The sequence below is a fragment of the Pseudoalteromonas sp. GCY genome, assembly GCF_016695175.1.
Classification (GTDB): domain Bacteria; phylum Pseudomonadota; class Gammaproteobacteria; order Enterobacterales; family Alteromonadaceae; genus Pseudoalteromonas.
Genome location: NZ_CP068023.1, coordinates 1086531 through 1109265, shown reverse-complemented (window position 1 = coordinate 1109265; position 22735 = coordinate 1086531). Strand labels below are relative to the sequence as shown.

The 22735-nt window shown below is 44.1% G+C and carries 19 protein-coding genes and 1 tRNA gene; 5 read left to right on the top strand and 15 right to left on the bottom strand.

Annotation, left to right across the window (positions count from 1 at the left end; all coding sequences use genetic code 11):
- Positions 1–3: 3 nt before the first annotated feature.
- From JJQ94_RS10070 to JJQ94_RS10000, 15 genes are all read right to left on the bottom strand, one after another.
- The gene (locus tag JJQ94_RS10070; protein ID WP_099030898.1) at positions 4–273 is read right to left on the bottom strand and encodes a K+/H+ antiporter subunit F; all 270 of its coding nucleotides are present in this window, start codon (positions 271–273) and stop codon (positions 4–6) included.
- Positions 267–803, bottom strand: coding sequence for a Na+/H+ antiporter subunit E (locus tag JJQ94_RS10065; protein WP_010370836.1), 537 nt, complete (start codon positions 801–803; stop codon positions 267–269). Before JJQ94_RS10065 ends, JJQ94_RS10070 begins: the two co-directional genes overlap by 7 nt.
- The gene (locus JJQ94_RS10060) at positions 804–2318 is read right to left on the bottom strand and encodes a monovalent cation/H+ antiporter subunit D (RefSeq protein WP_099030897.1); all 1515 of its coding nucleotides are present in this window, start codon (positions 2316–2318) and stop codon (positions 804–806) included.
- Positions 2315–2656, bottom strand: a complete 342-nt coding sequence (locus JJQ94_RS10055; protein ID WP_010370832.1) for a Na+/H+ antiporter subunit C — start codon at positions 2654–2656, stop codon at positions 2315–2317. The genes JJQ94_RS10060 and JJQ94_RS10055 overlap by 4 nt, the downstream gene beginning before the upstream one ends.
- On the bottom strand, positions 2656–5448 hold the full coding sequence (locus tag JJQ94_RS10050) for a monovalent cation/H+ antiporter subunit A (protein ID WP_017217780.1): 2793 nt from the start codon (positions 5446–5448) through the stop codon (positions 2656–2658). The genes JJQ94_RS10055 and JJQ94_RS10050 overlap by 1 nt, the downstream gene beginning before the upstream one ends.
- 203 nt (positions 5449–5651) lie before the next feature.
- On the bottom strand, positions 5652–6779 hold the full coding sequence (locus tag JJQ94_RS10045; RefSeq protein WP_099030896.1) for a hypothetical protein: 1128 nt from the start codon (positions 6777–6779) through the stop codon (positions 5652–5654).
- Positions 6757–7644, bottom strand: coding sequence for a lipoprotein NlpI (nlpI, locus tag JJQ94_RS10040; RefSeq protein WP_099030895.1), 888 nt, complete (start codon positions 7642–7644; stop codon positions 6757–6759). The genes JJQ94_RS10045 and nlpI overlap by 23 nt, the downstream gene beginning before the upstream one ends.
- A gap of 209 nt (positions 7645–7853) precedes the next feature.
- Entirely contained in the window at positions 7854–9980 is a 2127-nt protein-coding gene (pnp, locus tag JJQ94_RS10035) for a polyribonucleotide nucleotidyltransferase (protein ID WP_099030894.1), read from the bottom strand.
- Positions 9981–10204: 224 nt separating this feature from the next.
- Positions 10205–10474, bottom strand: a complete 270-nt coding sequence (gene rpsO, locus JJQ94_RS10030) for a 30S ribosomal protein S15 (protein ID WP_010370825.1) — start codon at positions 10472–10474, stop codon at positions 10205–10207.
- Between the two features lie 105 nt (positions 10475–10579).
- Positions 10580–11527 carry a tRNA pseudouridine(55) synthase TruB gene (gene truB / locus JJQ94_RS10025; RefSeq protein ID WP_099030893.1) on the bottom strand — a complete coding sequence of 316 codons (948 nt, stop codon included), beginning with the start codon at positions 11525–11527 and terminating at the stop codon, positions 10580–10582.
- Entirely contained in the window at positions 11527–11931 is a 405-nt protein-coding gene (rbfA, locus tag JJQ94_RS10020; RefSeq protein WP_010370823.1) for a 30S ribosome-binding factor RbfA, read from the bottom strand. The genes truB and rbfA overlap by 1 nt, the downstream gene beginning before the upstream one ends.
- Positions 11932–12013: 82 nt before the next feature.
- Complete coding sequence (infB, locus tag JJQ94_RS10015; protein WP_099030892.1) at positions 12014–14701, bottom strand: translation initiation factor IF-2; 2688 nt, start codon at positions 14699–14701, stop codon at positions 12014–12016.
- A gap of 25 nt (positions 14702–14726) precedes the next feature.
- A complete protein-coding gene (gene nusA, locus JJQ94_RS10010; protein WP_099030891.1) occupies positions 14727–16226 on the bottom strand; it encodes a transcription termination factor NusA in 1500 nt (499 codons plus the stop codon).
- Between the two features lie 39 nt (positions 16227–16265).
- Positions 16266–16721 carry a ribosome maturation factor RimP gene (gene rimP, locus JJQ94_RS10005; RefSeq protein WP_088531273.1) on the bottom strand — a complete coding sequence of 152 codons (456 nt, stop codon included), beginning with the start codon at positions 16719–16721 and terminating at the stop codon, positions 16266–16268.
- A gap of 270 nt (positions 16722–16991) precedes the next feature.
- Positions 16992–17068, bottom strand: a tRNA-Met gene (locus JJQ94_RS10000).
- 610 nt (positions 17069–17678) lie between these two features.
- On the opposite strand from JJQ94_RS10000, the gene JJQ94_RS09995 reads away from it, so the two are divergent.
- The 5 genes from JJQ94_RS09995 (at position 17679) to JJQ94_RS09975 (ending at position 22723) form a co-directional block, all read left to right on the top strand.
- On the top strand, positions 17679–18458 hold the full coding sequence (locus JJQ94_RS09995; protein WP_099030890.1) for a delta-class carbonic anhydrase: 780 nt from the start codon (positions 17679–17681) through the stop codon (positions 18456–18458).
- A 210-nt stretch (positions 18459–18668) separates the two neighbouring features.
- Complete coding sequence (locus tag JJQ94_RS09990) at positions 18669–19139, top strand: hypothetical protein (protein WP_099030889.1); 471 nt, start codon at positions 18669–18671, stop codon at positions 19137–19139.
- Between the two features lie 148 nt (positions 19140–19287).
- The gene (locus tag JJQ94_RS09985; RefSeq protein ID WP_099030888.1) at positions 19288–19800 is read left to right on the top strand and encodes a hypothetical protein; all 513 of its coding nucleotides are present in this window, start codon (positions 19288–19290) and stop codon (positions 19798–19800) included.
- A 59-nt stretch (positions 19801–19859) separates the two neighbouring features.
- Positions 19860–21164, top strand: coding sequence for a DASH family cryptochrome (locus JJQ94_RS09980; RefSeq protein WP_099030887.1), 1305 nt, complete (start codon positions 19860–19862; stop codon positions 21162–21164).
- Positions 21164–22723, top strand: coding sequence for a cryptochrome/photolyase family protein (locus JJQ94_RS09975; RefSeq protein ID WP_099030886.1), 1560 nt, complete (start codon positions 21164–21166; stop codon positions 22721–22723). The genes JJQ94_RS09980 and JJQ94_RS09975 overlap by 1 nt, the downstream gene beginning before the upstream one ends.
- Positions 22724–22735 lie beyond the last annotated feature (12 nt).

Genomic DNA, 22735 nt, shown 5'->3' with positions numbered 1-22735 from the left:
CTCCTATTCTATGATGTCGCCGCGCAGCAAATACTTACATATAGCGACCGTACTTACAAAGCCAAGCATTGCTATTAATAATGCGGCTTCAAAGTACAATGCCGTCCCCATACTCATTCCGTACAGAATAATAAGCGCAATAGTATTTATGTACATAGTATCGAGTGCTAAAATTCTATCTGGAATTGAAGGTCCAACAACCAAACGCCACAGGTTTAGCAAAAGTGATACACCTATCATCGCAAAGACAATAAGAATTACAGTTTCTAGCATTCAAAAATCTCCTTCAATGGCGCTTCATAACGAGATTTAACCGTATCAATCAATGCTTGCTCATCCGTAAGATCTAACACATGGATCAGTAAGTATTTACGTTCTGGTTTTTCGCCACTTTTTACAGACTCAGGCCAAGGGTATACCTCAGCACTTACGGTGCCAGGAGTTAAAGATACCGTGCTGGCTAAAATAGTAATTGGCATAGCTTGATCTATATCGAGCGGCACCAACACGAAACCGGGGCGCAATTTCTTCGTTGGTCCTAAGATCTTTATCGCGACCTCAACGTTGGCGGTAATGATATCGTAAAGCACCAAAAGCAAATGAGTAAACGCACGCCATGGCTTAATGATCAGTGGTTGCTTAGTTCTAAACCGATAAGTAATAAGCGGGATCACAATCGCTAGAATAGTCGCGAGAATAATATGCCCAGCTGACACACTATTATTCATCAATAACCACACAGTAAATAGCAGTAAGCTGCGAAATGGAGTTGGTAGCCATTTAAACCTTGCTTCTAAACGCATCTATTTCGCTCCTTTTAACACAGCATTCGTCATGCTCGAAAAGTCGTGCAAAGAGTCGGCTGCCGACAATGCGTAATCAGTCAATGGACCTGCAAAAATCACCATTAACGGCGCACAAGTTATCAAAGTAAGAATTGCGATAATTTGGGCTGGGTGCGCTTTTTCTGCCGATTGTGTATCGACCTTACCAGTATGATGCCAAAACACAGTGCTACCTGCTTTTGAGACACTAACTAATACCGCTAAGCTTACTAATAAATACACCGCCCAAAACCAATACGTGTGACTCGACTCGATGGTCGACTTTAAGATCCATACTTTGCCAATAAAGCCTGATAATGGCGGCATACCAATCACAGTGATTGCCGCAATCGCAAACATGATGCCAAGTAACATAGGTTGAACTACTGGGCGACCCGCGGTGATCCTATCAGCGACTTTCCCCCTTTGTTTCCCCACTAAATCAGCGAGTAAGAACAAAGCAGCTGACACTAACGTTGAGTGCACTAAATAGTAAATGGCTGCAGCGCTGCTATTTACCGTTTGTACGGCGACTAATGCCACTAAGGTACCAACCGACACCACCACTAAATTTGCAGACAGCTTACGCAAATCTTGACTAGCAAGCACGCCAATTCCACCCATGACGATAGTCGCCAGTGCGAGCCACCATAGCCACTCTTGTGCCATATGACTTAATTCACCAGCTTGGTCACCAAAAATCAGTGTATACACACGCATCATGGAATACACACCCACTTTAGTCATGATTGCAAATAAAGCAGCAACAACAGGTAATGCGGTTGCATAGGTGTTTGGCAGCCATAGATGAAGCGGTAGCAAGGCGCCTTTTAGCGCAAATACAACCAATAATAACAAGCCGCCAATTTTAGCAAGATAAACATCATCTCCTTGTAAGAAGGTGATCTTATATGCCATATCCGCCATGTTTAGGGTACCAAGCACACCGTACAAAATACCTAATGCAATCAAAAATACCGACGAACCTACTAGGTTTAGGATCACGTATTGCAGTGAAGCACGGGTATTGTGCTTATCACCACCATGCATTAACAGTGCATAAGACGCTATCAACAAAATCTCAAAGAATACAAATAAGTTGAACGCGTCACCAGTTAAGAAAGCGCCGTTTACCCCCATCACCAAAAAGTGCAGCAACGGATGGAAGAAACTTCCTCGTTCGTCATCTCCAGCACAGCTATAGAGTGAACACACAAAACACAACAAAGCGGTTAAGCTGACTAACAGAGTAGAAAGTTGGTCAGCAACTAACACAATACCAAATGGCGCTTGCCAGTTACCAATCGCATAAACCTGAATGCCAGACTGCTGGACATGTAGTAAAAGTGAGGCACAAACTGCAAACGTAATCAGCGACATAAGTACAGAAACTTTACGCCTAATCGCTACGTTTTTACCACACGGAGGCATCAGCAGGATCACCCCTGCCAACATAGGTAATAAAATAGGTAAAGAAGTCAAATGTTGGATCATGCTTTACCCTTTTTGTCAGGAACAATACCATTTACATGGTCATTACCCAAATCAGAACGACCACGAATAGCTAAGATCACGACAAATGCCGTCATCGCGAACCCGATAACAATTGCCGTCAATACCAAGGCTTGCGGCAGTGGATCTGCATACTCACTGCTATAACCAAGCACTGCAGCTTTGTTTAAGGTCAATCTACCCGATGCGAACAAAAACAAGTTAACCGCATAAGACAACATAGTTAAACCAAGAACAACAGGGAATGTTCTTGCTCGTAGAATCAAAAATACGCCACAGGCTACTAGCAAGCCTACGCACGATGCATAAAGCAATTCCATTAAATATTCACCTCTTCTTTGGGCGCATTTGCCGTTACTTTACCTAGGCTCGCCAAAATCATCAGCGTTGCACCTACCACGGTGATATAAACACCAAGGTCGAATGCGATGGCACTTGCCAACTCAGTTTTACCTACCAATGGGATATCAAAATAATCAAACCATGAGGTTAAGAATGGTTTGCCAAAGAACCAACTTCCCACACCGGTTGCTAGAGAAATCGCGATACCGGTTGCGATAATCTTGCGGTAATTGACATCAAAGCGCTCTGCAATCCAATTCGAACCATGAGCAATATATTGTAAAATAAAGGCTATCGCCGTGATTAGGCCTGCGATAAATCCACCACCCGGTAGATTGTGGCCACGCAAGAAAATATAAACCGAGACCAGCAATGCCAAAGGCAATAAGCTTTGCGAAATACTTGCCAGCAGTAGCGGATATCTCTCTTTCGCCCATGGTCGACCTTCACTGTCACTACCTGGCATAAACAGTGGTAAGTTGATCAGCAACTTATAAATCCCCAGCGCCGCAATACCCAGTACGGTAATTTCACCTAGCGTATCAAAACCACGGAAATCTACTAAGATAACGTTAACGACATTCGTCCCGCCACCGCCAACTTTGGCGTTTGCAATAAAGAACTCAGAAATACTATCCAATGGCCTTGTGATCAAGGCGTAACTGATACTTCCGATGATAACACCAATTGCTGAAGCAATACCCATATCACGTAGTACGCGAATAGAACTAGACTCCTTCGGCGTTCTTTGCGGTAAGAAGAATAACGCAAGCATCAACAGGATAATGGTTACTACTTCTACCGTTAACTGAGTAAGCGCTAGATCAGGTGCTGAGAAGCGCGTAAAGGCAACCGACACCATGAGACCAACCACCGAAATCATCAGCAGTGCAACCATACGAGTACGGTGCCAGATAACCGTGCCAATCGCTCCAATCATTAATAAACCAGCACCAATACCGTTATGTACGTCAATTGGTGTCGGCTCTAAATTACCCACTAACTGTGACATTTCAAACAATGGCCAACCTGCACTCACCAGCACAACAATAAACATCAGCATCAGATAACGCTGTAACGAACCATTTTCTATTGCGTTTACACGCGCGCGACTCCAAGACACTATGTTGTACATAGTGCGTTCAAACGTTTTCTTAGCGTTCATTGGCGGTAATGAAGCTTGGAATTGGAATAGATATTTGCGCTGAGTATAAATTAATAAACCACCACATACCGCAAGGCCGCTCATTAGCAGTGGTAGGTTAAAGCCGTGCCAAATAGCAACCTCAAAGGTTGGCGCAGCCTCCCCTAATACCGCACTTGATGCTGTCTTTAACATGCCATCAACGATAAAGTTAGGGAACATGCCCACTATCAAACATAAAGCGACCAAGATTTCGATTGGAAAACGCATATAGCGTGGCGCTTCATGTGGCTCCTTCGGTAAATCAATTGGATCTCCGTTGAAGAATACGTCATGAATAAATCGCGCCGAATACGCAACAGAGAATGCACCGGCGATTGTCGCCAAAATTGGAATCAACCACGACATAGAGCCCAGAAGTTGCTGGTGTAGCGTCTCGGCAAAGAACATTTCTTTAGACAAGAAACCATTAAGTAACGGCACCCCTGCCATCGCAGAAGCGGCAACCATCGCAAGCGTTGCGGTATAGGGCATAAAACGCCACATACCGTTGAGTTTACGCATATCACGAGTGCCCGTTTCATGGTCGATGATCCCCGTCGCCATGAATAAAGAAGCCTTAAACGTTGCGTGGTTAATAATATGGAAAACCGCCGCAACAGTCGCAAGCTCAGTATCCAGACCAAGTAATAAAGTAATAAGGCCTAAATGACTGATCGTCGAAAACGCCAGAAGACCTTTTAGATCATGTTTAAATAACGCTATATAGGCGCCAACGAGCAGCGTCGCTAAGCCAGTTAGGCCAACGAGAATAAACCACAGCTCTGTACCCGCCAGCGCAGGATAGAAACGCGCCAGTAAGAATATCCCAGCTTTCACCATAGTCGCAGAGTGCAAGTACGCACTTACAGGCGTTGGTGCAGCCATCGCGTGCGGTAACCAGAAATGGAATGGAAATTGTGCGGACTTGGTAAATGCGCCCAGTAGCACAAGGATTAAGGCAACTTCATATAATGCATGGGATTGAATAAGCTCACGACTCGATAGAATCACATCCAGGTTATAACTGCCAACAATATCTCCTATCAACATCAAGCCGGCAAGCAGTGCTAAACCGCCACCGCCGGTGATAGCAAGTGCCATTTTCGCCCCTTTGCGGGCCTCTGACTTATGCCACCAATAGCTAATAAGTAAAAATGAACTAATGCTGGTAAGCTCCCAGAATAACCACAGCTGTAATACGTTATTAGACATAACGATACCAAGCATGGCGGTCATAAAGAGCATTAAGTAAGCATAAAGTTTAGGCATGGAATCATTGCTGCTAAGGTAGTATCTAGCATAGAAGATAACCAGCATACCAATGCCCAAGATCATGAAAACGAACAACAACGCAAGACCATCCAGTCTAAACGCGATGTTAATATCTAGAAGCGGGACCCATTCAAATGTGTACCGAATAGTCTCTCCTGCGAAAACAGCAGGGGCGAGATCAACAGCAAGTAAAATTGCCACTGCTGGCGCTACTAAGGTTATAGCAGTCGACTGATTACGAGAAAGCTTTCCCGTAAATGCAGAGATAAAACTGCCAATTAAGGATAGCAAGGGTATCCAAAATAAAGTCATAGATGAAACCTTTTATTTGCGTCGTTATGGCTCGTTTAGATCAATGTGACAATCCCCCTTCCAAGTTGGAGCAATCGGTACACATTAACCACACGTACATGAACCCTGTTATACTTGATTAGTGTTTGAGTTGTCTAGAGTTTCACTTTCTAGCTGATGTTATTTTAGCCAACCTTAACAAACTATTCAGAATAAGTTCAAAACTATTCAGCCGAATTAACTGCTATTTTATCTTCTAAGGGTATTGAATTCAGTACTGCTAACCACCTTTTACGGTAATTTTCATCTAACTTAATTGATTGATATTCCAGCAAAGAGTGACTATTCGAGGGTTTATATGAGGAAAGTTTACCTAACTCGCAGGTGCGACTCGGTACCCAATTGCTCGGTGCTTGGTCACCAACGTAAAGATTTGGTGCCTTTTGCCCTGAAGTCGCACAAAGCCATTTTGCTTTTTGGGCTGGTATTGGGTATTCATCTTCAAAGTCGCTAAAGTGCATAAGCTCATGTATCAGCGTATTGTAGGTGCTGGTTGCGGTTAAAGTCATGTGCTTGCCACTGACATTAGCAAGTCCTTCCGTTGCCATTAACACCAGATGATCGTATTCCGACAAGCCCTGCTCGTGTCGTAAGTCACACATTGCAAATCCCCTTCGCCTCTTACAACTGAGCTTATTCGCCGCATATATCGGTTTAGATAAACAATATACGCCTTTGGCTGGCTCAGGTTGTTGCTCATAAGCATGTTTAAGCGCTTGTAAACGCTGCAAACCGTCTAAATCACTGGCGATTAATGCAAGATTAAACCGACAAGACGCACTTGAATGCTGACGCTCTGAGAGAGTGTGAAACTGTCTTAAGTAGGGGTTATTCAAAAATGTCGTGACAGACTTTCCTTGCCACACCGCGAGCAACGAAGTGAGTTCTGGGTTTAACGCGTAGCGCTTTGAAAGCGCATAAAGCAAGTGATATCGGCCAAGGGATATTAACTGCTCGGACACTTGCTGGCGCTGCTGACGATTTAAACGGGACCAAGTATCAAGTAAAAGCAGCTTAGTGCTATTTTTCTCTTGAGCACTCAAACTGCGCTGTAACCGTTCAAACTCCCAACTTGGTTGCTTTAGGCCTGCAATGGCTTTTACTAATTGTGCACTTGCTTGTGAGGGTAACACCTCAAGCTCCGGTGCAATGGCAAAATAGCTATTTGGATTGGCGACGACAAGTGCCGATTTTTGTGCGATAGAGAGATGAGCATAATTAGGGCTGCTTGAAAACAGCAACCCTATAAGCATGAAAATAAAAAGGTGTTTAGCTCGCGTCTTGTTCGTCATTCAACTGGGCAAGTAAATCAAGCTCAAGACGCGCGTATTTATGTTCTACAAACTCATATACATTAGTTGCCAGTGCGAGCTTAAAATAGCTAATCGCAGAGGCTAAATCCCCTTGGGTCTGATATTGCTTAGCCAGATAAAAATAGGCTTCACAGAGACGCTGCGCATACTCTTCTTGGGTGCTCACTCCCTCAGAGATCTGCGCAAGAAATGCTTCTTCAGATAAAGTACCCAAATACAGTGCAACTAACTGAGACGACCACTCATCAGGGTCTAATGCTTGGCTATTTACCGCCAATGTCTGCTTAGCAAGCGCACCGTCTACTTGTTGTTGAGCAATATACAGCCACATAGCACGGTACGCATCTTTTGGAGCTCGCGCCAAAAAGGCTTCAAAATCTTTTACTGCTAAATCAGCTCTTTCACCGTAATACAATGCGATACCACGATTTAAATAGGCATATTCATGTTGCTCGTCAAGCTCTAGCACAGCATCAAACATTTCATATGCGCGGCCATAATTTTGCTCTAACGTTTGGTGAATACCAAGGAAATTATATACTTCAGCGAGATCTGGCTTAATTTGTACGGCACGATTGAAGTCAATACGAGCAAGAGTTTGTAAGCCAATGCTATCGTACAACATACCGCGATTGTATAGCAGCTGCGCGCGTTGCTCATTTGCCATATCTGGCTGCAAGAGTAACTCGTTAAATCGAGCAATGGCAATCTCATTACGGAAATTGGCTTGAAGTGGTACTGCAAGCGGAACATTTACAATGTTTTTAGTGGCCTCTGGCTGCGTGCTTTTACATCCTACCAGCCCCATTAGCACTAATGGCACAACTATTTTCGCTAACTTCATTTCCTTCCTCATTCAATGGCATTTGCCCGTTTAGAGTCTTTGCACAGGTATACCAACAATCTGATTATTTACTATAACTTTGCCTAGTTCTCTATTGACCAGATAAACTCAGTTTTGTTTCATCATTTTGAGTCAAACAGCATTAAAGCATAAAAAAAGGGGCTATTCAGCCCCTTTACACTTCTATTCTATGCAAAGCATTGCAAAGATTACTCAGCGCCTTCTTCTTTAGGCTGCTCAGCTTTTTTCTCTTGTGCTTCTTTGATACTTAAGCGAACACGGCCTTGGCGGTCCACTTCAAGTACTTTAACTTTAACTTCTTGACCAACAGTTAAGTGATCTGAAACGTTATTCACGCGCTCTTCACTGATTTGTGAGATGTGCACTAGGCCATCTTTACCAGGAAGTACGTTTACAAACGCACCGAAGTCTACGATACGGATAACTTTACCAGTGTAAAGCGTACCAACTTCAAGCTCTGCTGTAAGCGCTTCGATACGTGAAATAGCAGCTTGTGCGCTATTACCATTCGTTGCAGCGATCTTGATAGTACCATCGTCTTCAATTTCAATCGTTGTATCTGTTTCTTCAGTAAGCTGGCGAATTGTTGCACCACCTTTACCGATAACTTCAGCAATCTTCTTCGCAGGGATCTTCATAGTGTAGATACGTGGAGCGAACTCAGATAGCTCTTCAGAAGGTGCAGAAATCGCTTGGTCCATCACACCTAGGATGTGTAGACGCGCTGCTTTCGCTTGGCGAAGCGCGATCTGCATGATTTCTTTGGTGATACCTTCAATCTTGATATCCATTTGTAGTGCAGTTACACCGTTTGCTGTACCCGCTACTTTAAAGTCCATATCACCCAAGTGATCTTCGTCACCAAGGATGTCAGAAAGTACAACGAAATCTTCGCCCTCTTTCACTAGACCCATCGCAATACCAGCAACTGACGCTTTAACTGGAACACCAGCATTCATTAGCGCAAGTGAAGTACCACATACCGATGCCATTGAAGATGAACCGTTTGACTCAGTGATTTCAGATACTACACGTACTGAATATGGGAATTCAGCCAGTGTTGGCATCACTGCCGCAATACCACGCTTAGCTAGATTACCGTGGCCGATTTCACGACGCTTAGGAGACCCTACAAAACCCGTTTCACCTACACAGAATGGAGGGAAGTTATAGTGAAGCATGAAGTGATGCTTGTGAGTACCAGTTAGGTCATCTAGCATCTGCGCGTCACGCTCAGTACCAAGGGTTGCTGTTACAAGTGCCTGAGTTTCACCACGAGTAAAGATTGCAGAACCGTGAGTACGTGGCAGTACACCCGTCATCACGTCTAGCGCACGAACCATATCTGGTTCACGACCGTCGATACGTTTTTCGCCAGCAATGATACGGCTACGTACAATTTTCTTCTCAAGTGAGCTAAATGCTTTACCTACCACTTGCTCGTCTAGTGACTCGCCTTCAGCAACTTCAGCGCCTAGCTTTTCAATGACTTCTGCTTTTGCTTCAGAAAGTGCTTCTTTACGTGCAACTTTGTCAGTAATACGGTAAGCATCACCTACTTTTTGCTCTGCAATTGCAGCTACTTTTTCAGCTAGTGTTAAATCTTTTTCAGGTGCAGTCCAATCCCATGCCGCTTTACCAGCTTCAGCACGGAATTCTTCGATTGCTTTGATGATAGCTTGTGATTGCTCATGACCGTATACAACAGCGCCAAGCATTTCTTCTTCAGTTAACACTTCCGCTTCTGATTCAACCATTAGTACTGCGTTTTCAGTACCAGCAACAACTAGGTCAAGCTTACTTGTCTCTAACTCTTTTAGCGTAGGGTTAAGTACGTATTGACCGTCGATGAAACCAACGCGCGCGGCACCTAGAGGGCCATTGAATGGAATGCCAGAGATAGCTAGTGCTGCTGAAGTACCAATCAAAGCAACGATATCTGGTTGGATCTCAGGGTTTACAGAAACCACTGTCGCGATAACCTGAACTTCGTTTACAAAGCCGTCAGGGAATAGAGGACGAATTGGACGGTCGATAAGACGAGCGGTTAGTGTTTCACCGTCTGAAGGACGACCTTCACGCTTCAAGAAACCACCTGGGATACGACCCGCAGCGTACATTTTTTCTTGGTAGTTAACCGTTAGTGGGAAAAAGTCTTGGCCAGGAGCCGCTTCTCTTCTTCCTACAACAGTAACAAGTACCGAAGTATCACCTATGCTTGCAAGTACTGCGCCGTCAGCTTGACGTGCGATAGCACCTGTTTCTAGAGTCACCGTGTGTTGACCTAGTTGAAATTCTTTAATAATTGCTTGCACAATATTTTCCTTACTAAATTGTTTTCAACGTCAACGGGGACCAATCACAGTCTTAAATAAACTCATCATAATTTACTTAAGCACTACAATTGGAAATCCGATTGACGCTTGTTTAAAAGTATTTTTAAACGGCTGTAAGTATACTGATAGAACAGCCACAAAAAAAGGGGCTAATTAGCCCCTTTTTTACTGTTGGATAAATTTCCAACAAGAAATCAAAAATATTAGCGACGTAGGCCAAGCTCTTTGATTAGTGCAGCATAACGGTCAACGCTCTTGCCTTTTAGGTAGTCAAGAAGGTTACGACGTTGGCTAACTTTACGTAGAAGACCACGACGTGAGTGGAAATCTTGCTTGTGGTTAGCGAAGTGACCTTGTAGCTTGTTGATGTCAGCAGTTAGAAGTGCAACTTGTACTTCTGGTGAACCTGTATCACCTTCTGCGCGTGCGAACTTTGCTACGATTTCTGCTTTTTCTTGATTGCTTAGTGACATAATAACTCCAAAATAAGTTTAGTAATGCTTCAGCCGATCACTAATTCAGCCAAAGCGGAAGCTGGCGGATTATACCAGCATAAACTCCCCTTGCATAGGAAGATTTTATTGTGATTCCGGCTGAGCGGAAGATAGCGCGCGTTTTGCTTTCAATAACCCTTGTGGATTACGCTCGCCAATCCCAACAAACTTGCCATCAGCAACCACTTTAACAATACCGACCGGTAAATTTTCGACGGCAACAGTTTGCCCATGACCAAAAGCAACGCCTTGCTCAGCGCTAATATCAACAACAGTCAAGTCGACCAAAGCGGTATCCATCGGCAACAATAATTCATCGAGATAAGTCGAAGGAGCGACTTCTTCCGCTTTTGCTTTCTCAAGTAAAGCTTCCAGCTCGACTAAGGTAATCATTTTGTCGCTAGGATAATGGCCAACTTCACTACGGTGTAACATAATGACATGCGCACCACAGCCAAGCTTTTCCCCCAAATCATCGACTATCGTACGAATATAAGTGCCTTTAGACACATGCACCGTCATTTGAATTTGTTGAGTTTGCTCGTCATATTCGTCTAACGTAATACGATAAACATTAATCTTGCGGCATTTTCGCGGTACTTCAATGCCTTCGCGGGCATATTTGTATAGCGGTTGGCCCTGATATTTGAGCGCCGAATACATCGAAGGGTACTGATCAGATTCCCCCAAGAAGCTGGCAATTTCTTGCTCTAGCTGCTCAAGTGTTACATTTACTGGTCGCGTTTCAACAATTTCACCATCAGAATCTGATGTCGTCGTGCGCTCACCCAGCTGCGCTCTCACCACGTAGGTTTTGTCAGTATCAAGCAAAAACTGGGTAAACTTAGTCGCTTCACCAAAGCAAATAGGCAACATACCTGTTGCCAGCGGATCCAACGCGCCGGTGTGGCCCGCTTTTTGAGCGAAATAAATACCCTTTGCTTGCTGCAGTGCTTTGTTAGAAGAAATACCTTGCGGTTTATTTAATAACAGAATGCCGTCGATCGCACGGCCTTTGCTGCGACGCGCCATTACTCTTCCTCTTGGTCTTTATCTCCAGACTCAGGACCACGCTTTGCGTTGTCTTCTCTGATCACAGAGTCAACCAAGTTAGAAATACGCATACCTTCCATTAGGGAGTTATCAATAACAAATTTAAGCTCAGGCATGATACGCGCACGGATACGCTTGCCAAGAAGCGAGCGAATATAACCGGTTGCTTCATTCAGAATAGCCGCACTTTGTTTGGTTTTGTCTTCATCACTGGTATTCAATACGGTAATGAATACTTTTGCATAAGAAAGATCGCGTGATACCTCAACAGCTGACACTGTTACCATACCCAACCTTGGATCTTTAATTTCGCGCTGTAAGATCACCGCAATTTCTTTTTGAATTTGCTGTGCTACGCGATCTGTACGAGAAAATTCTCTCATTTTCACCACTTAAAATTTCAAAATCTATGAGATCACAAATGGGGGCTAGTGCCCCCATCTCAAGTATTTTAATAACTTACAATTAAAGCGTACGCTCTACTTGTACAGTTTCAAATACTTCGATTTGGTCACCGACTTTAACGTCGTTGTAGTTCTTAACGCCGATACCACATTCCATACCGTTACGAACTTCAGCAACGTCATCTTTAAAGCGACGTAGTGACTCAAGTTCACCTTCGTAGATAACCACGTTATCACGAAGTACACGGATTGGCGCGCTACGTTTGACCACACCTTCAGTTACCATACAACCTGCAACAGCGCCGATCTTAGGCGACTTGAACACGTCACGAACTTCAGCAAGACCAATGATCTCTTGCTTAAATTCTGGTGCAAGCATACCTGTCATTGCTTGTTTCACTTCTTCGATTAGGTCGTAAATAACGCTGTAGTAACGTAAGTCTAGGTTCTCAGCTTCAATGACTTTACGAGCAGAAGCATCCGCACGTACGTTAAAGCCAACGATGATAGCGTTAGAAGCCGCTGCAAGCGTTGCATCCGTTTCAGTGATACCACCCACACCGGAACCTACGATCTTGACTTTCACTTCATCTGTAGACAGTTTAGTCAATGAATCAGCGATTGCTTCGATAGAACCTTGAACGTCTGCTTTCAGAACGATGTTCACTTCAGATACGTCGCCTTCAGTCATGTTAGAGAACATGTTCTCAAGCTTCGCTTTCTGCTGACGAGCAAGCTTCACTTCGCGGAACTTACCTTGACGGTATAGTGCCACTTCACGTGCTTTACGCTCATCACGAACTACTGTCGCTTCGTCACCAGCTGCTGGTACGCCAGAAAGACCTAAGATCTCTACTGGAATTGAAGGACCTGCGGTTTTGATGTCTTTACCGTTTTCGTCTTTCATCGCACGAACACGGCCATATTCAAGACCACAAAGTACGATATCACCTTGGTTTAAGGTACCTGATTGAACAAGTACAGAGGCAATCGGACCACGACCTTTATCAAGACGAGATTCGATTACCACACCAGATGCCATACCTTCTTCAGAAGCTCGTAGTTCTAATAGCTCAGATTGCATCAGGATTGCTTCTAGCAGCTCATCAATACCAAGACCAGTTTTAGCTGAGATATGAACAAACTGCGTTTCACCACCCCAGTCCTCTGGGATTACGTCTAGTTGAGCAAGCTCATTCTTAACGCGGTCAGGGTCAATGCCCTCTTTATCCATTTTGTTCACAGCAACGATAAGTGGTACTTCTGCCGCTTTCGCGTGTTGTACCGCTTCTTTCGTCTGAGGCATTACACCATCGTCCGCTGCAACAACAAGTACAACGATATCGGTTGCTTTCGCACCACGAGCACGCATTGATGTAAACGCCGCGTGTCCAGGAGTATCTAGGAAAGTGATCATGCCACCTTCAGTCTCAACATGGTATGCACCGATATGCTGAGTAATACCGCCGGCCTCGCCGTCTGCAACTTTCGCTTTACGAATGTAGTCAAGTGTTGACGTTTTACCGTGGTCAACGTGACCCATTACCGTTACTACTGGCGCACGAGGCTCAAGAGAACCATCTTCGCTGCGGTCATTTAGTACTTTTTCTTCTAGCTCGTTTTCTTTCACTAGAATGACTTTGTGACCCATTTCTTCAGCAACTAGCTGCGCAGTTTCTTGATCGATAACTTGGTTAATCGTAACCATGTCACCCATCTTCATCATTGTCTTAACAACTTCAGCGCCTTTAACAGCCATACGAGAAGCAAGTTCCGCAACAGTGATTGTTTCACTGATACGTACTTCTTGTTTCACTTCTGCCGCTGGCTTTTGGAAACCATGCTGTAACGAAGTTGGCGCTTTTAAGCGACCTTTTTTGCCTTTCAGCTTCTTCGCATTCGCTTCTGCTGCTTCTTCTTTCGCGCTTGGCTTTCTCTTCTTCTTACGACGTGCGCTTTTCTCTTCACGTGCATCAGACTCATCTTCCGCTTCACGAGCGTAAGTAGAAGTTGTTAGGTGGTGATCAGCACTTTCTTCACGACGAAGACGCTCTTCTTCTTCCGCCTTCCAACGTGCTTCGTTTTCTTCAGCTAGACGACGAGCTTCTTCCGCTTGACGTTTTGCTTCTTCTTCTGCCTTTTTCAGGGCTGCCGCTTCTGCTTCTTGACGCAGACGCTCAGCTTCTTGACGTTCTTTAATTTGTTGCGCGCTATCCACTTCTTTACTCTGCTTATCTTTGGCTTGACGTTCAGCATCCGCTTGTCGCTTCGCCTCTTCTTTAGCTTTGCGCTCGGCTTCCTCATCGGCCTTGCGTTCCGCTTCTTCGCGCGCGTTGCGCTCAGCTTCTACTTTGGCCTGTTGCTCTGCTTGTTGCTGAGCCATTAACTCTGCTTCTTTGCGCGCAGCTTCCTCTGCAGCTAAGCGTTCTTGCTCTTTCTGCTGCTCGATTGCGCTCTTTTTAACGTAAGTGCGCTTCTTACGGACTTCTACAGATACAGACTTCGCTTTACCAGATGAGTTAACACTTAACGTGCTTTTACTCTTACGCTGTAGAGTCATACGCTCAGGGCCGGTTGAACCAGTGCCACCATGTTGCTTGCTTAGGTGATCAAGCAACGTCGCCTTTTCGGATTCAGTAACTTGGTCGCCCTCGGCTTTGGTGATCCCTGCATCTTTTAACTGTTGTAGTAATTTATCAACAGTTGTACCAATACTCTCGGCTAGTTTGTTAATGCTCACTTCTGCCATACGTGATGTTACCTCCGTTAATAAATTACTCTTCGCTGAACCAGCAAATGTTACGTGCAGCCATGATTAACTCACCAGCTTGCTCTTCTGATAACTCAGAAATTTCAACTAAGTCATCAATACCTTGCTCTGCAAGGTCTTCAAGTGTAACGATACCTTTGCTAGCAAAAACAAAAGCGGTATGACGCTCAAGTCCTTCAAGTGCTAGTAGGTCTTCTGCAGGTTCTGCATTTTCTAGACTTTCTTCATCGCGAAGTGCTTTGGTAGTCAGTGCATCTTTTGCACGGTTACGTAGCTCTTCAACGGTTTCTTCGTCTAGACCGTCGATTTCTAAAAATTCAGCTACTGGCACATAAGCCACTTCTTCAAGTGAAGAGAAGCCTTCGTTAATCAGTAGTGTTGCAAAATCATCGTCGATGTCTAGGTTTTCAGTGAATAGATTAACCAATTTATCTGATTCTTCCGAGCTCTTACGCTCCATTTCTTCCACTGTCATTACGTTTAGTTCCCAACCAGTAAGTTGGCTAGCTAAACGTACGTTTTGACCATTACGACCAATCGCTTGCGCTAGGTTGTCAGCTTCAACTGCAATTTCCATCGTGCGCGTATCTTCATCCATTACGATTGAAGCTACTTCAGCCGGTGCCATTGCATTGATTACGAACTGTGCAGGGTTATCATCGTAAAGTACGATGTCAACACGCTCACCGCCAAGCTCTGAAGACACAGCTTGTACACGTGCGCCACGCATACCGACACATGCACCTACAGGGTCGATACGCTTGTCGTTTGATTTTACAGCGATTTTAGCACGAGAACCAGGGTCACGTGCAGCGCCTCTAAGTTCAATCATTTCTTCGCCAATTTCCGGAACTTCAATACGGAATAGTTCCATCAACATTTCAGGCTTAGAACGCGTAACAAATAGCTGTGCACCACGCGCTTCAGGTTTCACTTCATAAAGTAGACCACGTACACGGTCACCTGGACGGAAGCTTTCGCGTGGTAGCATGTCTTCACGGTAAATTACCGCTTCAGCATTGTTACCAAGGTCGATAACGATAGCGTCACGCGTTGCTTTTTTAACAACACCTGTCACTAGCTCGCCTTTTTGATCTTTATATGCATCAACAACTAATGCGCGCTCAGCTTCACGTACTTTTTGTACGATTACCTGTTTCGCCATCTGTGTGGTGATACGGTCAAATTTAATTGATTCGATCTGCTCTTCAACGTAATCACCTAATTGAATGTCAGGCTCATCAACTTGCGCCGCTTCAATCGTGATTTCCGCATATGGATTTTCTAGTGAACCGTCTTCTTGTGGTTCAACCGCTTTCCAACGACGAAAAGTATCGTACTCGCCCGTTTTACGGTCGATAGTAACGCGTACTTCGATTTCACCGCCGTGCTTCTTTTTTGTTGCTGTCGCTAGTGCGAACTCTAATGCTTCAAAAATCTTTTCTCTTGGGACCGCTTTTTCATTGGAAACAGCTTCTGCCACCAACAATATTTCTTTTGCCATAGGTAATGCCTCGCTTGCCCTTGTCCTTCGCACTCAAAGTTAGAATTTTGCGATGATATTGGCACGCTCAATGTTGCTCAACATCAAGATGAAATCCTGACTGTCAACTTTTAACGTGATCATATCGCCATTAACTGCTACTAAGTCGCCTTTAAAATTACGGCGACCTTCTTGCGGAAGTTTAGTACGCAAACGTACTTCCTCTCCCACTGCTGCTTCATAGTGAGCTTGTTTGAATAATGGTCTGTCAACACCAGGAGAAGATACTTCCAAACTATATTCGTTCGTAATCGGGTCTTCGACATCTAAAATTGCACTAACTTGACGACTCACTTCCGCACAGTCATCTACATTAATGCCGTTTTCATGATCGATATATACACGAAGTGTAGAATGACGACCAGCTTGCACAAACTCAAGACCGAGTAATTCAAAGCCACACGCAGCAACTGCAGGCTCCAACATTTCAGTCAAATCTTGCTCGAGTTTTGACACAGAACTCCTCCATACAAACAAAAAAAGGGCCTAAAGCCCCAAATCATAGCTGCTTGATCTTGGGCTCAGAATACACCTTGCGCCAGATACAACAACGCCCCGAACCAAGCGGGGCGTCACACGAATAACAAACTGTGTGGCCAAAGGCCGTGCTTGGTTTGCGAGCTATCTCAGCCAAATTAATCATCAACTTAAACAAAAAAGCTGATGCTTAAACGCAAAACGCGCATTACAAGGAATGCGCGAAATCAAAGAACTCAATCTTTAACTTGGTTGCGGGAGCCGGATTTGAACCGACGACCTTCGGGTTATGAGCCCGACGAGCTACCAGGCTGCTCCATCCCGCGCCAACACATAAAATTGTTTTACTTCTGCTTTTCAAAGAAGCGGTAACCGGATTTGAACCGACGACCTTCGGCACTTTACAAAATCAAGCGCCCGACCATCTATCGAGCAACTCCATTCTACACCGAAACATAAAATTGTTTTACTTCTGCTTTTCAAAGAAGTGGTAACCGGATTTGAACCGGCGACCTTCGGCACTTTACAAAATCAAGCGCCCGACCATCTATCGAGCAACTCCATTCTACACCGAAACATAAAATTGTTTTACTTCTACTTTTCGAAGAAGTGACATCTCAAAAATGCCATTTGAATGAGCGATGTATTGCCCATGCTTAAAGCCAATTGTACTGAAAAACGAAAGTTTCAGTCCGATTGACTAAATATGCTGCGTATTATAAAGACAGTAAGCCTAGATAGCAACCTTGATTTAGAACTATCTTCTGACGTTTCAGCTCGTTGCTGAGATGTAATCAGGTATTTTACTTTTCACATACAACACCGTGATGCCCAACTCATCGGTCCAGTTTAGTTTCCTTCTATTTTTCTGTAACAAAAAAGAAATATTTGATCCATAATTGGGGACAACAAAATCACGAAAGAAAGGAAAACCAAATGAGAACGGTTATAAAATCAAGCAAATTGACAGCGCTGTCTATTTTTAGCTTTGAAGCGTTTGCAGCGCAATGTGAATCGGCAGGACCACAAACACCGAGAGATATTGATAGTTTGCAGGGTCACAACAAACGGGTTTTTGCTATGGCTCCACCAAAAGAAAAACTCAACCTATGTAACATCCATTTTCATAAAAATGCAGAGCATAAAGCCAAAGACTTCTCTGTCGTTTCCAATGACCCGAAGTATGGTGGATTCCAATGTAATGCAACTGCAAGCCTCACCCCTGCGGAGCTTGCTCCTGTAGAAGATAAAGTATGTAACAACGTAAAGCCCGGCGATACAATTGAAGTCCACTGGGTACATAGCTCTTGTGATGTCAAACCAGGCCCGACCCTCGGCGCTTGCTTAAATGACAGCTGCGCCAACCCCGATCTACGTGTCGAAACCCAAGTGTTTTTGGTAGTTAATGATGAAAATGCGCAAGACTTTACCAAGCTTGATTATCAAGGCCAAGTTGACGGTTATCATCAAGCAGGTGCTCTACCAAGCAATACAGGCACACCCGTTGAGTTTTTAGGTTCAACTACAGGACCTAGCTATAACAACCAACAGTGCTCACCTTTACAGGTAAGCTGGAGTGTACGCCCAAGCTGTGCCAAAGTTGATATAAATAGTCTCGCGCGTTGGTGTAAAGACAATGCTTTTGAAGAGGACCATGCGCATGGCATTCGTAAACTCGTGACAGATCCACAGTTACTCTCACCAATTAAGCACTAATATTTTTAAATGAATGTGGGCCGTTGCTCAATATCGGCCTACTATAGCTAGGTCCAGCATATTGAAATTCAATTAATTATTGCAATGTAAGAAAAATCTCACAAAAAAAATATTAAAAAGTCTCGCATTTTAAAAAAACAGCTATACTCAAACTTAGGTTATTTGTTTTTGAGCAAAGGATCCGCTCTTCATCAGTTTGAAGAGGCGTCTATGAGCATTACTCCCTATCAATATCAACTTTTAACTCAAACGCTTGCGAGTATTCGTCCGAATTTCCATGGCTTTTGCACTTCTTGGTACAACCAAATTCAACATTACGATTTGCGCATGCAAATTCCAACAAATGTGGGACAACTCATAATCTGGGAGCATCAAATATTTGATTTTGTGCAAAATTGTGTAATGCGTATCCCACAGCAGTCAAACTTATTACATTATCTGCAAAAACAACGCGGTACGCTGTTATTTATGGGAACGTCAGAAAAAGATATCAGTGTCTTGTTGTTTACCTTTACAGCAACGCTAAAAAGTCATCTTGGCAGGCATTTTACCACAGCAGCAAAAAACGCTTGGAACAAAGCACTGCTACTCGTCGAAAATATGCTGCGCTTTGAATTATTCAAGAAAACGAATATTGTTGGTCTACAGGAGTTCAAAAGAGCGCAGCAACAAGCAAACTAACTTGAGCTGCCAAACAACGAGACAACGGCAGCCACTAAACATTACTCTAAGATCAAAGTCATGCAGAGCTTACAAAACCAAACTCTGCGTGACTTCTGGCTCTAAGCTCTTTAGACTTTCACAAAATCTTTATATAGGAAGTGATAAAATGCTAAGAGCGATTGCCTTTGCGTCTACTATGGTCGTTTCACTTACCGCATGCGATATGCTGGAAGACTCTAAAGCCCAAATCGAGGCACAATATTTATCTGAACATCAAGAGCTACAACAAGTGGTTGAGCAGATCCGTGATAAAGGAATCGGGTCAGTGCAAGCATCAGCAGAGGCAGGTAGTGTTGCAGCTTGCGTTGCAAATAATCTGGATGCCGATCCGATGGGCGCGCTTATTGCGGTTGAAGGCGCATTACAAGACAGTGCAAATTTAAGCGACCTACTCAACTCTATTTCTCGCCTAAGCCAACAGGAAATTTCCATCGAACAGTTTCCTGATTTGCTTCAGCAAGGTGCTGATACAGTTAGATACTTAAGAACTTTGCTTGAGCAGTATGATTTGGCTGAGCTAAAACAGCAAGCAAGCAACTTACTTGAGCAAGGCCAAACCAAAACACAAGACGTTGGTGCTCACTTGCGTACACTTATAGAATCTTGCCAAACTAACTGAGCAATTTAGCTGATTGTTACGTATAGAGTCTTATTCGTTCATGACTGTTAAGAATAAACGTGAAAGTAGGACTCTATTTATTTGAAAACGACTGCCGCCTTAGTGATAATCCCGCACTTACAACGCTGGCGTCTCAAGTCGACACACTTATCTGCATTTATCTACCCAATGCAAACCTGTGGACGGCTCGCAAAGCGCAGTGCTCACCTTCTTTTGCTGTCGAATGTTATCGCAATCAGACGCTCAACGCCTTGCATCAATCACTAGCGTCACAACAACAGAAGCTGTATCTGTTGCGTGACACAGCTCAGCTCAAAGCACTGACCGAGATTATTCATACACAGCAGGTAACTCATATTGGTCGCGCTGTTCATCCAGGTTTCGATGAACAAAAGTTTTGGTTAAAATTACAATACAATTTCCCACATATTCAATATATTAGCGCTTATTCAAACACCCTTTTTGAGCCAGAGTCTCTACCAACAGAAGTCAGTGAACTACCACCGAGCTTTACACCATTTCGAAAAGCAGTAGAGGAAATTGAACCTAACTCACCTATTGCAACCGCGAAGCTTCCACCAAGACCGAAGCGGGTTTCAGATTTAGCTGAGTTTAAAGCAAGCTCTTCATACAGTATCAAAGTAGCCGCGGGTGAAGCGCAAGCTCAGCAACAGCTACAACAATACTTCCAAACGGATGCGGCTCTCACATACAAAGAAACCCGAAACGCCTTGTTCGGTGAGCATTTTTCCACTCGGTTTAGTCCAATACTTGCCTCTGGCGCTATCAGCCCTAGACAGATCAAGCGAGCACTTACTCAATTTGAGCTGCAAAGAGGCGCAAATGAATCAACCTATTGGATTTGGTTTGAACTGTTGTGGCGTGAGTACTTTCATTGGTATGCCCTCAAACATCAACACACGCTATTTTGCTTTTCAGGCGTCAAAGCCAAAACACCAAAAACCAGTTTCTATCCAGAGCGCTTTTTAAAGTGGTGCCAAGGCCGAACGCCCAGCGCACTGGTCAATGCCATTATGCACGAATTGACTAAAACCGGTTGGATTTCAAACAGAGCGAGACAAATAGCTGCGAGCTACTTTGTTAATGAGCTACAGCTAGACTGGCGCTATGGTGCCGCTTTTTTCGAGCAACATCTGATCGATTATGACGTCGCGGCAAATTGGGGAAATTGGCAGTATATCGCAGGTGTTGGAGCTGATCCCCGTGGCGGTCGCCATTTCAATATCATAAAGCAACAAACACTATTTGACCCAAACGGTGAATATATAAAATTATGGCAAGGAGAAGCTACTCCACAACTTGACAGCCAAGATCATGTTGGTTGGCCTTTGGAGGATAACTAATGGCACAACAAAAGCCTCAATATAAAGGCCTCAGATTAATTCTCGGTGACCAACTCAACGCCAAACATAGTTGGTTTGCTGACGATAAAGCAGAGTATCTTTATCTGATAGCAGAACTCAAGCAAGAGGCCAACTACACCAAACACCACATACAAAAGGTATGTGCGTTCTTCAAAGCCATGGAGAATTTTGCCCTCGCGCTGGATAAAGCGGGATTCCATGTGCTACATCTCACCCTCGATGAGACTCAGGACTATTCGGATCTCCCCGCTTTAATTGCTCATTTATGTGATAAATATCAGGTGTCTAGTTTTGACTATCAAAGACCGGATGAATATCGCTTACTGAAGCAAATGATGGAATTAACACTCGACTATTTAAAGGTTCGTTGCTATGACACTGAGCATTTTTTAGTCCCTTATGAAGAGCTGGATGACTACTTAACGCCAGGAAAACACACCACAATGGAGTTTTTCTATCGCAAACTCAGGCGCCGCTTTAATGTATTAATGGATGACGGTGAGCCGCTTGGCAAGCAATGGAATTTCGATAGTCAAAACCGTAACAAGCTCAAGCAAAAAGACATCGACGCTATCCCACAACCGCTTTGTTTTGCCAACGATGTTAGTGACATTTTAAAGCGGATTAAGCGGCATAAAGTAAAGACCATTGGCAACAGTGAAGAATCATTGCTGTGGCCGACTACCCGTGCACAAGCTCAAGATCTTTTGGCCTTTTTCTGTGAACACCTATTGCCTTCATTTGGTCAATTTCAAGATGCAATGACCTGTAAAAGTGTCGATAAATGGACACTGTATCACTCACGACTCTCTTTTGCGCTCAATGCAAAAATGCTTCACCCCAAACACGTTATCGACAGTGCTATCGCAGCATACCAAGACAACTCACAAATTGATATTGCGCAGGTTGAGGGGTTTGTTAGGCAAATATTGGGCTGGCGAGAGTATATCCGCGCTGTTTATTGGCTCAATATGCCTGACTACCGCAATAAAAATTACTTGCTTGCTCAGCGTAATCTACCAAGCTATTTTTGGCATGGAAAAACGAAGATGCGCTGCCTCAGTGAAGCCATCACCCAAAGCCTAGATTACGCCTACGCTCACCACATTCAAAGATTAATGGTCACGGGAAACTTTTGCCTGTTGACCGGAATTCACCCAGATCAAGTGGATGAATGGTATTTAGGTATATACATCGACGCCATTGAATGGGTAGAAATGCCGAACACCAGAGGCATGACACAATTTGCTGATCACGGCATAGTAGCAACAAAACCCTACGCCGCAAGCGGTAACTACATGCAAAAAATGAGTGATTATTGTCAGCATTGTCACTACGACGTCAAACAAAAATCTAGTGATGATGCCTGCCCACTAAACAGCCTCTATTGGCATTTTATGCACCGCCATGAGGATAAGTTTGCCAATAACCACCGTATTGGCATGATCTATCGAAATTGGCAAAAACAAGATGAGAAAACACGCAAGGAAGTGCTCACAAGGGCACAATGGTGCTTAGATAACATTGAGCAACTTTAGGCTACGCTCGCA

Coding starts and splice junctions, on each gene's coding strand:
- JJQ94_RS09995 (WP_099030890.1), top strand. CDS start 17,679: ATGAGAACGGTTATAAAATCAAGCAAATTGACAGCGCTGTCTATTTTT.
- JJQ94_RS10055 (WP_010370832.1), bottom strand. CDS start 2,656: ATGGAATTGCTTTATGCATCGTGCGTAGGCTTGCTAGTAGCCTGTGGC.
- rbfA (WP_010370823.1), bottom strand. CDS start 11,931: ATGAGAGAATTTTCTCGTACAGATCGCGTAGCACAGCAAATTCAAAAA.
- rpsO (WP_010370825.1), bottom strand. CDS start 10,474: ATGTCACTAAGCAATCAAGAAAAAGCAGAAATCGTAGCAAAGTTCGCA.
- nlpI (WP_099030895.1), bottom strand. CDS start 7,644: ATGAAGTTAGCGAAAATAGTTGTGCCATTAGTGCTAATGGGGCTGGTA.
- JJQ94_RS09985 (WP_099030888.1), top strand. CDS start 19,288: ATGCTAAGAGCGATTGCCTTTGCGTCTACTATGGTCGTTTCACTTACC.
- infB (WP_099030892.1), bottom strand. CDS start 14,701: ATGGCAGAAGTGAGCATTAACAAACTAGCCGAGAGTATTGGTACAACT.
- truB (WP_099030893.1), bottom strand. CDS start 11,527: ATGGCGCGTCGCAGCAAAGGCCGTGCGATCGACGGCATTCTGTTATTA.
- JJQ94_RS10060 (WP_099030897.1), bottom strand. CDS start 2,318: ATGATCCAACATTTGACTTCTTTACCTATTTTATTACCTATGTTGGCA.
- JJQ94_RS10070 (WP_099030898.1), bottom strand. CDS start 273: ATGCTAGAAACTGTAATTCTTATTGTCTTTGCGATGATAGGTGTATCA.
- JJQ94_RS09975 (WP_099030886.1), top strand. CDS start 21,164: ATGGCACAACAAAAGCCTCAATATAAAGGCCTCAGATTAATTCTCGGT.
- JJQ94_RS09990 (WP_099030889.1), top strand. CDS start 18,669: ATGAGCATTACTCCCTATCAATATCAACTTTTAACTCAAACGCTTGCG.
- nusA (WP_099030891.1), bottom strand. CDS start 16,226: ATGGCAAAAGAAATATTGTTGGTGGCAGAAGCTGTTTCCAATGAAAAA.
- JJQ94_RS10065 (WP_010370836.1), bottom strand. CDS start 803: ATGCGTTTAGAAGCAAGGTTTAAATGGCTACCAACTCCATTTCGCAGC.
- JJQ94_RS10050 (WP_017217780.1), bottom strand. CDS start 5,448: ATGACTTTATTTTGGATACCCTTGCTATCCTTAATTGGCAGTTTTATC.
- JJQ94_RS10045 (WP_099030896.1), bottom strand. CDS start 6,779: ATGACGAACAAGACGCGAGCTAAACACCTTTTTATTTTCATGCTTATA.